Source organism: Haloferax chudinovii (assembly GCF_042663345.1).
Taxonomy (GTDB): Archaea; Halobacteriota; Halobacteria; order Halobacteriales; family Haloferacaceae; genus Haloferax; species Haloferax chudinovii.
Map to the genome: position 1 here is coordinate 12,988 of NZ_JBHTAB010000015.1, position 13,210 is coordinate 26,197.

Here is a 13,210-nt window from a genome sequence, read left to right on the forward strand (position 1 = left end):
GTCCTGTTGCATTTCGTCTGAAAAGACCAAGTATCAGTACTAGTGGACATTGTTGGTTAAGACCGGTCGCTATGGCGTCTAGAGATCTTGAACTGGCTTTACCACGAACGTGTCTGGTTCGCTGGCTATCCTTCCATTTTGGCGCTCCACCGTTATCGGGAGCAACCGCGTGAGCTGGGTGATGAGCTCGTCGCGAACGGCTCGTCGAGGAACGGTGGTCTTGTGCCAGCCCAGCCGGCCGTCGAAATGCCGCTTCTGAAACTGCTCGCCGACGTCGTCGGCTGCGACGTACTGCATCCGCGCCGACCGTCCGACCTCCCGGGAGACGAAGGCGGTGGCCACGGCCTCGTGCGTGAGTTCGACGAGAGGACACTCCACGAGGGCAACGACCGGCGTGTGATCTCGGTCGGTCGGGACCGACACCTCGAGGTCTGCCCACGGTGCCTCGACGTCTAGGGTACATGCCGCTTGATGGGCTGCCCGTGTCTTGCTGCGTTGTTCCGAAGCCATCGTGAGGACACAAAGGGCGTGTTGCAACGCGCTAGAAACCCACACCGGGGATAAAACATGAAGGGGTACATCTTGACCGTGGCGCCGTCAGCGTTACAACGCGGGAAAAAACCCCATCCGGGTCGAAACGTAACAGTGCCACAAGCGTTCGATGTGACGAACGACCTCTATGCAATAGAGGCAAAGACGGTCAGGCCATTCCCGCACGAGGAGTTGTCTTTCCGGGTTACTGTTGCTGCGGTCCCACCCACTGACACGCCTGTTTACGATGCTGACCTACTACGTCGGCAGTGAACCCACACAGAACGACGGCGGTATCCAGCCAAATGAGCGCACAGCATATCCTCTAGTCAAGTCGCTTCACAACAAACATAAACGGGTGAAACAACCCCAGCGGCATCATCACGGCCCCAAGAACCACGCCGAGAAGCACCCCAAGTACAAAATCAATCGCAAACTGCAATCCAGCGGGCCACGTCCGTAGTGCCACCCCAACAAGGTGCTCACTACGAACGAGGAGTTGGGCCGGCCCACGAAGCGCGACATAACTCCCGACAACGCCCAACGCGACGACCACGACGTGGCGCAAGCCGAACTGCAACATCTCGGCCTGAAACGGCTTCGTACTCAGCCGGTCGCCAAGCGCCCCACCCACGACCGCACCGTACAATATTGCTAACAGCGCAACCTCGAAGAGCGACACAGCAACGCCGACCCCCAACAACGAGTAGGCGAAGACCGTCCCGAGATACTTCGCACGGTCGCCCTTCCGATCGACGTCCCTAGCCACGACCGGCGCCAAGGAGAAAACGAGCGTCGCGTCCCGGGCCGCGACCGTAACTAGATTGAATCCGATCCACACCAACCCGTACACGCCGCCGAGCACCAACGGCGAGAGGTACTCCAACAATTGGAGCCCACCGAAGACGTACACGCCCCGTTGGAGGAGCACCGTCGAGACAAACGAAGCCCCAATAGCTGAGGTGGCCCAAGCCAACCGCTGCAATCCAGGCGAGGAATCGGTGAGGGCCATGAAGCGCTACGACACACATCTGTATTCACACAGAAAAATCCTGAGCTCGGCTCTGGTGCATCACTAGACAGCGTCGGATTCGTCCGGTAGTTCAAAGGAGTTGAAGCGGAAGATTGCCGATGATCCATGTCGAAAATCTCCCGCTTCACGAGCAAAGCGGTCACGTTAGCTAAAAATGTTGTTGGTGATCGAGGCGACTTCGCCGACTACGCCCTCGTATCGCTGCACTGTCTGCGGGTTTACCTCGATGAATCGTACCGCAACGCACTCGATCTGCTGAGCGAGATGCCGCATATTCGTGGGGAGATCGGCCTCGAAGAGGGCGATTTCCCTGACCACTCGACGCTGGTTAAGGCGTTTGATAGCTTCGATATGAAGGTCTGGCGAGTGCTGCTCCGACTCTCGTCGGAGCTACAGGACCTCTCGGGTCACGCCGCTATCGATGCCAGTCTTTCGACCGTGAGAACGCCAGTAAGCACTACTGCCGCCGGACGAATTATCGCGTTCAAACACTGGAAGCGACCGCTCTCGTCGATACAGAAACTCAAGCGATCCTCGACGTTCACTGTACGACCGAGAAAACGCACGATACACAGCTCGGCTGGCAGGTCGCCTGCCGCAACGCAGGCGACCCGCACAGCCTCGCCGCTGACAAAGCTAGGACTGGATGAATTCACGCGAGAAAATCCGCGAAGAGGGCGTGAGACCGCTGATTAAGCATCGCATCTTCCGGCCCATCGCTACCGCCAACGATCGATGTGTGAGACCGTCTTCTCGTCGATCAAGCGCACGCACGGCGACGCCGTGCGAGCGCGAACGTGGTACCGAGAATTTCGTGAACTCGTCGTGAAATGTGTCGTTCACAACATCAAGCGTGCCGCGACACCGTGAAATTAACCGCCGTATGGCGATTCACCAGAACCCTCTTCAAAAATCAGCTCAGCAAGTGTCGTCGTCCAACTCTCACCACGTGATTTCGAATCGTGCCCCGCCTTCGGAACCCGCTGTAACCGTGATCTCCCAACCATGACCCTCCACAATTTGAGAGACGATCGAGAGCCCATAGCCAGTTCCATCAGCAGCTGTCGAATATCCGCGTTTAAATATCTCTGACCGAATCGGCTCAGCGATTCCGGGGCCATCATCTTCGATATAGAGTCCCGTATCGTCAGAGAGACTGCCAACAGTCACAGTCGCCTCAGCACCAGCATGTTCAATTGCGTTGCGGAACAAATTCTCTAGCAGTTCCTGAAAGCGACTCTTATCCGCGGTTATCACTCCGAGATTATCTTCTAGTTGGAGCGTCGCTTGCTGTGTCTCAACACTACTCCACGACGCATGGAGACACTCAACGATATCAATCGACTCGGTCTCACCGACGACTTCGCCCTTTTTTGAGAGATCAAGAATGTTGCTGACGAGAGTATCGATCCGATCGAGAGACGCTAAGACCCGCTCTAATTCAGGACTCTCGTACTGTTCATGCGCAATCTCAGTATACCCGTACGCGATAGAGAGTGGGTTTCGAATATCATGTGTTAAGATATCGGCGAACTCATTCAGCCGGTCCTTCTGGTCTTGAAGCTGGGATTCGCGCCGTCGCTGCTCGGTGATATCCCGGATAATGCCAGTAAAGTACTGTTCACCATTGTGTTCGTGCTCACGAAGGCTGATAAGCGTCGGAACTTCGTGTCCGTCCTTGTGCAGCGCCGGGAGCTCGATACCATCCCAGTCGATATTGCGCTCTCCTGTCGCCACATACGACGCTAATGCAGCCGCGTGGACTGGTTCTAAGCGCTCTGGGATGATTTTCATCTTCGAACTCCCAATCAACTCCGCCGGAGCATATCCGAGGATATCCTCAACGGCCGGATTGGCATACACGATATTGCTGTCCGAATCGATTGTCAACATCCCCTCTGCGGCATTTTCGACAAGTGTCTGGTAGAAATCGTCAGCGGAAATTGGAGGTGGCTGAGCGTCCGTCATAGAAGATTACTCATACTGTTCAACAGTTAAGCGTTTTTCAGGATAGTACTGCGAGGCTGATTGTATACCTGTCAAACGGTCAGTCCAATCACTTACTGGTGACCTCAAATTGGGCTCCGTTAAGAGCTGTTGGCCGTCTATCTGGACGATCCACGAGTATCCAAGGTTTGACGAGCATCCCCGATAACAATCCGCATACTCTGGTTTATGAGTCTGAGAGAGTACACGAGAACCTCGATTATGCCGGCCTCTCCACTTCGGAGAGGTCCAGGAATCTACAGACAGACCCATTACTTCAGAGAGGGGTCGATGACTACGCTACTTCGGAGTGAAATGGAAAGAGAAAACCGTCTGATGTGTATCAGGCCGAGCGCCCTGGTCCACGTCAATGCTGGTGGTTTAGAGGCACTCAACACGATTATAGTCATTCACGTGTGTATTTAATTTAGCAGTTGCACCTATCCTTGAGATACCAATAGGTGATTTGATCGTGAAACAGCGAGAGTGCTGAACCGATTACTGGTCGTGAACGGATTTTCTAGTTCATTCGTCGACAATTCATTGAGACTCGCACTGCCAGTACCACACCACAATTTCCAGTAAAGAAACTGGCTCTCTCGACGAGTTCGATAGGGATGAGTATCTGACGTGCCCGGCGTCAAAGCTCCATCTTGGAGCGGGAGACCCATTCGTGGACGAGCAAAACAGACGTTCGTGATACTTGAGTGACATCGAAGGCGGTTGGGTCGACCCGACCGGGAGGAAAACGAGGTGTCCCACGCGCGGCAGCCCACTCGCGACCGGTCGGTGAGCAAGTGCAGGAAACCTAATCCTGTTCCGCATCGCTGACTGACCGAAAGACGACGCGCCGAGCCTCGAAATCCTCTAAGAACGCCTTCGAGCCACCGACGGTAAACGTGTCATCAGACGTCTCAACGACGAACGACTCCTGGGTCGGAAAGTCGTTTGAGAAGGGTCGAACGAGGCTCTGTTTTACCCCCACGATTGTCCCAGTTGTCGTCTCGAATGCCGCGTTGCTCTGGGTGGGACGGATATCCATCTCGGCCGTGACGACAGCTCCGTCCATCAGATGTAGCGTCGCGTCGAACACCGCATGACGGAAGCTCGTGAATGTCGCCGGCAGTTGGCTTTTCGACCCGACGTGCACCTGCTCGCCCATCGGCCAGTAGTTGGCGATAAACGAGTCAAACAACGAGGACACGATATGCTCCTCAGCGTGGTAGATGGCGTACTCATCGGAGTTCGAGTTCAGTATCGCATCTGCCGAGGCGATGATACCGTCACCCCGGTCAACGGTAAGCGTCACTGGTGCCGGAGCGCTCCACGTCTGGATGATACTCGCGGTCGCACCGTCGATTGAACTCGTGCCGTCGTACTCCGTGACGAGGAGCATACAAAATACTCCCCGACTCTGCGCCTCTCTGAGAGAGTCCTCGACCCGATGAAGAACCGATGCGGGAAGTGCCAGAACGAGTTCCGATTCAGCGGCGTCGATCAGCTTGTTGAGCTGAGCGAGTATCGTCCGTCGGGATTTGATGATACTGAACTTCTGCTGTTCGTAGCTCTCGGAATCAAACAGGTCCTCTAACTGGGACTCGACGGTATGTAGTTGGGAAACGAGATTGTCGATGCCCTCTGCGGGCGGAATCGCTCGTAACTGCGTCGGTTGGACGTGGTCGTCGATTTCGATGAGGTCGCGCTCCTCGAGTTTTCCGACGATATCGTACGCGTAACTCTTAGAGATGTCAGCCTCTTCGGAGACGACACGGATTGTCGTGGCCCCGTTACGGAGTATCGTCACGTATGCTCGCGACTCCTTGTCCGAGAGCCCGATCCTCATGAGGCTGTCCACCACCTCGTCTTCCACCATACCCAAGTGTTCGGCCAAGGCGGGGGATAAATCTTAGTATGAGAGCACAGACAGGGTGCTGTCCGGCGTGTGACTGCCTCGAACCCGTTGTTCGAATGTAACAATCCTACTCGGTGCGGGCACCTCGGGTAACACGGGACGCGTGCGTTGCCAGTCGAATGGCGTGGGACCAACCCAATGGCGTCGCGCTGTCCGGCGCGCCGGTGTCGAAGAACTGCTCTGGGAGATAGCCCGATGGAAGGCACAGACTGCCATCGAGGTCAATTTCGTCGAACAACCGGTCCGCCCACTTCTCGGGGTCGTATTCGTCGGTCGACGAGAAGAGTCGAGTCGACTTCTCGGCCGCGTACGCGCCCCAGCCAGTCGAGACGCTCCAAACCTTCTCGCTTCCCTGCCCCCGCTGCCGCCACGTGTCGCCCTCGAATCGCGTGAGTCCGGAGATGTCGCCGGACTCTTTCCAGAGCCTGGAGAACGCGGTGTGGAGATGACGTTCGAGCCGCCGCAATCGCGTGTCGCCGATGTCCTCGATGTCCCGATAGGCGAGATGGGCGTCGACGAGTGAGAAGGTAGTGCTGTCGACTCGATCGTCCAAGTCACCGTCCCCGTCGTCTAATCGGAGCGCGTAGATGCCCTCGTCGGGGGCCCACGCCATATCGAGCGCGTCGAAGACCTGCGTTGCCCGCGTCGCTGCGCGCTCTCTGGTGGTTGCATCGCACGTGACGGCCGCAATCGTACTGTAGGCCTGAACGAACTTCGCAGCGGTGTGCGTGAAACGACCATTCGTATTCTCCCACGCGTTTTCGCATACCGTCGGAAAGCAATCGTCTTCCAGCGAGCTGTCGAGCCCATCTACTCCCGACTGTAATGCGCTCTCGATGGCCTCGACAGTGACGTTTTGGAGCGACTGTCGGTGTGCCGAGAGGTACTCGGCGAGGAAAACGAGGACGCTCGCAGTCTGGTCGGCTTGGTACTGCGTTTCCGTACCTTCGATGTGGCCGTTCGCCCACCCCGGCGCGAGCCGGCCGTTCATCGGCCACACTCGGTGAGGCCACCGACCGTCGGGTAACTGCGTCCGCAAGTAGAACTCGGCGCTCTGTCGGTGTGCCTCGGCTGCGTCGAACCCGAGCGACTCGTCGGCTTCCAAGAGAAACGTCGAAACTTCTCCGTCGTCTCGAAACCACGTGTAGCCATAGCCGCCGGAGTACTGGTAGAACGGGTCGAAGTCCGGTCCCGCAATTCGGGCCCCGGTCGGTGCGGAAAGTAACTCAAGGACCGAAAGGTCAGTCGCGACGAGCCGGTCTGTGACCGTGGGGTACTGTCCGGCCTGCCGTGCCGTCGCGAGGAGCGCGGCTGAATCGCTGTTGGGTCGTCGCGTCCGGGTCGCGACCGCAGAGAGCGCATCCGAGCGCGACTGCGTTTCGATGTCCGACAGCAGGGTGACGAGACTGGTCTCACCATCCTCGAAAGCGACGCGGACACCAACACCGCCGGTGAGGCGACTCTCCTCATACTCTTCGGACGCACCGAACTCCGGAAACGACCGCGATTCCGCGGCGAGTATCTCGCCGAATCGCTCGAGAACTTGGGGCATACACTCCACGAACTCAGTCGAGGTACCGAGGTAGTCGTGTTCTCGGTTGTGATACACCTCGACGGCGTCGTCGTGGACGAGCTGCCCAACGCGCCCATCTCGCCCCTCCGGGCTGATCTCGACGAACCCGGCCAGTTCGATATCTTCGGGTGCACCGTCGCCAAGCTCAAACGCCGTCGTGTGGGCGAGCCCGTCAGTAACGTCGCGTTGTACCACGTCGAATCCGTCGAGACGGTGCGTCGTCTCGACGAGCGAGCGACCCGCTCGGTACGTCTGGCTCCCCGTGTCGAGCGCATCGAACCACTCGACGGCGTCGCCGACACAGATGCCGAATCGAGAGGACACGATGCCGCCGAGTCCCGAAAGTGGGTACGAGTAGTCTCGGAGCGACCCGGCTGGTGAAACGTGAACGAGGCGTTGGTCCGACCCGCTGAATCTGCCTCGCCGCGTGCGCCGTTCGCCCGGAAATACGTCGGTCGCGTCTTCGTTCTGCTTGTAATCGTCGAGTGACCGTCGGAGTCCCATACACCTACTGGCCACAGAGTTCAGATAAAGTTCTTGTGATATCTCAAAGCTAATCCCTAAAGTATAAGTGGCCCTATTTTGATGAACAATTCGGACGATGACAGCGAACCCAGAGACGAGCAAGACGACGAAGAGCGTCTCACGACGGCGGTTTATCACCGCTGCTGGTGCGACGGGGGCCACAGCGGGCCTCTCCGGCTGTGCGAGTATGTTTGGCAACGGCTCCGACACCGGTGCACAGGTCGGTGAGTCCGAAAGCGGCGGAACGACCGTTGTCTGGGGCTTTGACGCGACTGTCGCACAGGACCACGCGGACCAGCTCCGCACAGCGCTACACGAGAAAGGAGGGCTGTCGGATGACATCCGCGTCGAGTTCCAGCCGGGCCAGCCGGACAGCGGGAAGCGTCGGTCAACGTACAACCGGCTCTTGAGCTCTCAGGAGACGACGCCGGATATGTTCATGATGGACAACGGCTGGGTGAACATCTTCATTCAGCGGGGACAGCTCGCTAACCTCTCGGAGGTTCTCCCCGAGAGCGCGCTTTCAACCATCGAAAACGAGTACTTCGGCGGATTCACCGAGACGGCCATCGACCCCGCCAGCGGGGACCTGTTCGGTGTTCCGCTGTACCCCGACTACCCGACGATGCTGTACCGGAAAGACCTCGTCGAAGAGGCGGGTTACAACCCGACCGAGGAGAACTGGGCCACCGAGCCGATGACGTGGAAACGGTGGTCGAACATCGCTGCCGAGGCACAGGACGTCTCGGGCGTCGATTACGGCTTTACCACCCAGTGGGACATCTACGTCGGCACCGCCTGTTGTACCTTCAACGAGGTGCTGTCTTCGTGGGGCGGCGCCTACTTCGGTGGTCGCGAGAACCTGTTCGGCCCCGTCGGCGAACGCCCCGTCACCGTCGATTCGGACCCAGTGGTCAACTCGTTGAATATGATGCGAAAGTTCGTCCACGGCGAGAGCTTCGGCGGGGAGTTCAGCGATTACGGCGGTGGCTTCACACCGACAAACATCCTCGGGTGGATCGAAGACAGTTCGCTCGCACCGTTCATCGACGGGAACGCCGTGTTCCACCGAAACTGGCCGTACGCGATTAACCAAGCAGCGTCGGAATTCGGTGACGACCTCGGGACGATGCCGCTTCCCTACGGTGTCCCCGAAAGCGAGGCGCAGTTCCCCGGAACCGGTGGGTCCACCTCCGCACTCGGTGGCTGGCACATCACTGTCAATCCGAACAGCCAGAAGCTCGACGCTGTCACACAGGTCATCCAAGCGTCGATGCGCGAGGAGTTCCAGCTGTTCCTCCTAGAGATCGAGGGGTGGTTACCGCCGCGGGCGAGCCTGTTTAACTCCGAGACGGCCGCGGAGCTCGAACCGGCCGGCGACTACATGGACACGCTCCGCGTCGCCGGTGAGAACACGATGGCTCGACCGGTTACAGCGGTCTGGAACAACCAATCGAGTAAAATCGCGGAGCAGGCCAATCGCGCGGTTGGACAAGAGGTGTCTTCGTCCGAAGCGATGGCGACGCTCCAGTCCAGTCTCGAAGAGACTGAGAGAAACAACTGACGAGCTGAGAGCTCCACACTCAACAGATCAAATCATGAGTCCCACACCTCTCGGAGGGATAGTATGAGCGCCGATACGACTTCGAAGCCGGCACGCGAGTCACGGCAGTCGGGGCCAGTCGTCGGCTTCTTGCGGTGGCTGGAGAACCTGAGCGACACGCAGTACGCGTACCTGCTGTTGACCCCGGTTTTCGTCCTGCTCGGTATCGTGGCTATCTACCCGCTCTTGCGGACGTTCGAGCTGTCACTGTACGCCGTCTCGACCGACCTCTCTAATGTCCGTTTCGTTGGTCTCGACAACTACGTCGCGCTGTTCACCGGGGAGAAAAATCGGTTCCTCCCCGGCGGGACGACGTTCCTCCCGACCGGGCTCGACGCCGCGAATCTCCTCGATAGCGCCCTCGTAATCACCCTCGTCTTCGCCGTGGGCAGCGTACTGTTCGAGACCCTCATCGGACTTGGTCAAGCGCTCGTCTTAGATCAAGACTTCTACGGCCGGCGGTGGGTCCGTGCGGCGATTATCATTCCGTGGGCCGTCCCAATTGTCATCCAGGGGATGATGTTCTTCTTGATGTTCGACTCGAACGTCGGGTTCGCGACGCCGATTCTCGCCGATCTCGGAGTAGTAGCGCCGACCAACACACTGAACGACACGGTCAGCGCGACGTTCATTATTATCGTCGCAGACATCTGGAAGACCTCGGCGTTCATGGCGCTACTCATCCTTGCCGGGCTCCAGAGTATCAATCGCAGCCTGTACGACGTGGCCCGCGTCGCCGGTGCGAGCAAGTGGCAACAGTTCAGATACATCACTCTCCCGCTCATCCTGCCGACCATCGGGGTTGCGGTGTTATTCCGCTCGGTGCAGGCGATGCGCGTGTACGGTATCATCGACACTGTCTCGAGTTGTACCGTTGTCCCCTCACTCTCCTGCATGGTCGTTTCGACGTTCAACACGCACGAGGGGACGTCTGCCGCCATTGCGTTCGTGACAGCGGCCATCATCGGCGTCGTCGTGATGGGAATCATCCTGTGGCAAGGGGAGGACGCGATATAATGTCCAGCGAAACCGACGGCGCGTCAGACGACACCGGACCGCTCGCACGGTGGGCACGGAACGCGATCCACAACCCACGTCGCGTGTATCGAGCGTTGTTCTACGTCGCGATGGCGTTTTTCATGGTCACGACAGTGTTCCCGTTCTACTGGTTACTCGTCCTCGCGGTGACGCCGCAGGGGAACCTGCTTTCCGGGAGTTTCCTCCCGACAGTCGACCTATTCGGCGTCAGGGGTACGTTCCCGCTCCCCGTACCGAAGGGGTTCAATCCGACAGCGTTCGTTACCGTCTTCGAGCAGGTCCCGTTCCACCTGTACGTGCTGAATAGCTTCGTGCTAGCTGCTACGACGACAGTTATCGTCCTCGTTGTCGCGAGCCTCGCAGGCTACGTGTTCGGACGGATTGAGTTCCCCGGGCGCGCGCTGTTGATGCTCGGTATCCTCGCTATCAGTTACTTCCCTCCCGCAGCGTTCGTCATCCCGCTGTTTCAGGCGTTCGCCGGTAACGCCCCGATAACGATTCCGTTCATAGGCGTCCCGCTATTCACACCACCCCGACTGCTGAACACCCCGGGATCGATGGTCATGCCGTTCAGCGCGCTGTTCCTGCCGCTGTCGATATTCATCCTCACGACCTTTTACGGGCAGATTCCAGACGGGTTGGAGGACGCGGCGCGGGTGGAGGGGACGACCCGACTGGGCGCGCTGTTCCGCGTCATCGTGCCGCTTTCGGCACCCGGTGTGGCGACCGCGGGCGTGCTCACGTTCATCAGCGTTTACAACGAGTACTTCTTCAGCTCGATTATGGCGACTTCACCTGAAGCGTCCAAGTGGTCGCCAATCGTCGGCGGGATTCTCAGCTACCAGACTCAGTACACGACGCAGTACAACCTCATGGCCGCAGCGAGTGTTGTAGGAGTCATCCCCGTCGTCGTCCTCGTCATCATCGCACAGGAACGCATCGTCAGCGGACTGACCGCAGGAGCACTTAAAGAATAACAATGGCACGAGTACGACTCGAACACGTAAGCAAGCACTACGACGACGTAACGGCGGTCGACGACATGAACCTCGACATCGACCACGGAGAATTCATTTGCTTTGTCGGCCCGTCAGGATGTGGGAAGTCGACGACGATGGAAAGTATCGCTGGACTCACGAAGCCGAGTGAGGGCGAGATCCACATCGGCGACCGCGAGGTGACGAACCTCCCGCCGAAGGACCGCGGGGTGGCGATGGTGTTCCAGAACATCGCGCTGTTCCCCCACATGGACGTCTACGACAACATCTCTTTCGGGCTCCGCCTCCGCAACTACGACAAGGAGGAAATCGAGCGCCGCGTCGAGCGCGCCGCCGAAATCGTCCAACTGGAGGGAATGCTCGACCGTATGCCCGACGAGATGTCCGGCGGGCAGCGACAGCGCGTCGCCATCGCCCGTGCCATCGTCCGTGAGCCCGATGTCTTTCTCATGGACGAGCCGCTCGCGAACCTCGACGCGAAGCTCAAGGTGCACATGCGGACTGAACTCCAGCGCCTGCACAAGGAACTGGACACGACCATCATCTACGTCACCCACGACCAAGAGGAAGCGATGACGCTTTCGGACCGTATCGCCGTCCTCGACTCCGGACGGCTCCAGCAGATCGACCCGCCACTCGTCTGTTACAACGAGCCGGCGAACCTGTTCGTCGCGGGCTTCATCGGCTCGCCCTCGATGAACTTCGCCGAGGCGACGGTCACAGAGGACTCGCTTTCGACAGCGTACTTCTCGCTTGCGTTCGATCCGGCGTCTGTCGAGGCTGTGGACGTGGGTGACGAGGTGACTGTCGGAATTCGTCCCGAAGATATCTATCCCGGCAGAATGCGCGTCGAAGTGGAAGACCCTTCTTCGCTCATCTCCACGCGTGTTGATATTCTCGAACCGATGGGCGACGAGATATTCGCATACATGTTGTTGGGCGAACGCCGTACATCGATGGACCAGTCGAGAGCCGATGACCAGCTGCTGATGAGTGTTGACCCCGACTCGACGATTCGAGAAGACACGGACGCCGAAGTCGTGATAGACCGGGGGAACGTCCACCTCTTTGAGACGGCGTCGGGCGAGGCACTCGCCCACGGTCTGTCCCCCGTTTCAGCCGACTTAGAGACCGAGACGACAGCCGACGCAGACAACTGAAACGACCCGACGACTCTCGCCGTCGTCGACGAGGTCATTGACGAGAGAATGGGCTCTCCTCTCGTCAATATCCGCTACCGCAACGCGGGCGGCATCTTGGTCCTGTGCGACGAGTTCCGCTTCAAACCGTTCATGGTCGGCTGGTGCATCGTCGAGTGCGTCTGTCCCGGGCATGGGAATCACGTCGGCGCGTATTGACGCGCCTCGGCCTCTCGGGCGCGGACAAACTACTACCGCTGCCACGTCGTTAACCAACACTGCGAAAGACTGCGGTTCTGTGTTGGTTAACTCGTGGGGGTTCAGAACTGATGAACGGGCTTCACGCGGAACGTATCTGCGTCAGTGTTCGGCGTCTCACTGGTTCGATTCAACGACGACCGCGAGAGCCGGTGGACCAACTCCTCACGAACCGTTTCACGGCTGACTGTCGTTTCGTGCCAGCCGAGACGCTCATCGAAATACCTCTTCTTGAACCGCTCGTCGACGTCATCAACGGCGATGAACTGTGTCCGCTTTACGCCCGCTAGGTTCGTCGAGACGAACTCGGCTCCGACGTCTTCGTGGGTGAGTTCGACGAGTACACGCTCGACAAATGAGACGATGCCAGTTGGACTTCTGCCGTGGGGGAGCGACAGTTCGACATCTGCCCACGGTTCTTCGTTCGGTTGTTCAGTGTGCTCGCCAGAGAGTCGTGATCGCTGTTGCTCGTGTTCGGAAGACATGGTTGTTGAGTGGGTACCTACAACGGCCCCCTCGCCCCTCTCGGGGGCGACAAACTCCACCGCGGACCGCACTCCCATCCAGTGAGTAAATTCTGATATATCGGCTAGAGGCAGCCGTCGTTTGATGGC

11 protein-coding genes and 1 pseudogene are annotated in these 13,210 nt (G+C 58.6%); 5 read left to right on the plus strand and 7 right to left on the minus strand.

Annotated elements, in window-relative coordinates; all coding sequences use genetic code 11:
* Nucleotides 1-78: 78 nt before the first annotated feature.
* A complete protein-coding gene (locus tag ACFQI8_RS18780) occupies nt 79-510 on the minus strand; it encodes a hypothetical protein (protein WP_390247526.1) in 432 nt (143 codons plus the stop codon).
* A gap of 346 nt (nt 511-856) precedes the next feature.
* Entirely contained in the window at nt 857-1,444 is a 588-nt protein-coding gene (locus ACFQI8_RS18785; RefSeq protein WP_390247528.1) for a hypothetical protein, read from the minus strand.
* 225 nt (nt 1,445-1,669) lie between these two features.
* Between ACFQI8_RS18785 and ACFQI8_RS18790 the strand changes: the two are divergent.
* Nucleotides 1,670-2,434 (plus strand): annotated as a pseudogene (locus ACFQI8_RS18790) (IS5 family transposase).
* A gap of 72 nt (nt 2,435-2,506) precedes the next feature.
* Here the strand turns inward: ACFQI8_RS18790 and ACFQI8_RS18795 are convergent.
* The 3 genes from ACFQI8_RS18795 to ACFQI8_RS18805 all read right to left on the minus strand — a co-directional run bounded on the left by ACFQI8_RS18795 (nt 2,507) and on the right by ACFQI8_RS18805 (nt 7,539).
* A complete protein-coding gene (locus ACFQI8_RS18795) occupies nt 2,507-3,532 on the minus strand; it encodes a two-component system sensor histidine kinase NtrB (protein WP_390247530.1) in 1,026 nt (341 codons plus the stop codon).
* 826 nt (nt 3,533-4,358) lie between these two features.
* On the minus strand, nt 4,359-5,423 hold the full coding sequence (locus ACFQI8_RS18800; protein ID WP_390247532.1) for a TrmB family transcriptional regulator: 1,065 nt from the start codon (nt 5,421-5,423) through the stop codon (nt 4,359-4,361).
* Nucleotides 5,424-5,529: 106 nt separating this feature from the next.
* Nucleotides 5,530-7,539, minus strand: coding sequence for a DUF7997 domain-containing protein (locus ACFQI8_RS18805; protein WP_390247534.1), 2,010 nt, complete (start codon nt 7,537-7,539; stop codon nt 5,530-5,532).
* Between the two features lie 97 nt (nt 7,540-7,636).
* Here ACFQI8_RS18805 and ACFQI8_RS18810 point away from each other — a divergent pair, with 97 nt between their 5' ends.
* From ACFQI8_RS18810 to ACFQI8_RS18825, 4 genes are all read left to right on the plus strand, one after another.
* The gene (locus tag ACFQI8_RS18810) at nt 7,637-9,124 is read left to right on the plus strand and encodes an extracellular solute-binding protein (RefSeq protein ID WP_390247536.1); all 1,488 of its coding nucleotides are present in this window, start codon (nt 7,637-7,639) and stop codon (nt 9,122-9,124) included.
* Between the two features lie 63 nt (nt 9,125-9,187).
* On the plus strand, nt 9,188-10,180 hold the full coding sequence (locus tag ACFQI8_RS18815; RefSeq protein ID WP_390247538.1) for a carbohydrate ABC transporter permease: 993 nt from the start codon (nt 9,188-9,190) through the stop codon (nt 10,178-10,180).
* Nucleotides 10,180-11,178, plus strand: coding sequence for a carbohydrate ABC transporter permease (locus ACFQI8_RS18820; protein ID WP_390247540.1), 999 nt, complete (start codon nt 10,180-10,182; stop codon nt 11,176-11,178). The genes ACFQI8_RS18815 and ACFQI8_RS18820 overlap by 1 nt, the downstream gene beginning before the upstream one ends.
* Nucleotides 11,179-11,180: 2 nt before the next feature.
* Nucleotides 11,181-12,359: an ABC transporter ATP-binding protein gene (locus tag ACFQI8_RS18825; RefSeq protein WP_390247542.1), complete on the plus strand. Its 1,179-nt coding sequence runs from the start codon at nt 11,181-11,183 to the stop codon at nt 12,357-12,359.
* On the opposite strand, the gene ACFQI8_RS19560 is transcribed toward ACFQI8_RS18825, so the two are convergent.
* Nucleotides 12,324-12,533, minus strand: a complete 210-nt coding sequence (locus ACFQI8_RS19560; protein WP_465261731.1) for a DUF8069 family protein — start codon at nt 12,531-12,533, stop codon at nt 12,324-12,326. The two genes, ACFQI8_RS18825 and ACFQI8_RS19560, sit on opposite strands and share 36 nt — an antisense overlap.
* A gap of 125 nt (nt 12,534-12,658) precedes the next feature.
* Nucleotides 12,659-13,081: a hypothetical protein gene (locus ACFQI8_RS18830; protein ID WP_390247621.1), complete on the minus strand. Its 423-nt coding sequence runs from the start codon at nt 13,079-13,081 to the stop codon at nt 12,659-12,661.
* Nucleotides 13,082-13,210: the final 129 nt, after the last annotated feature.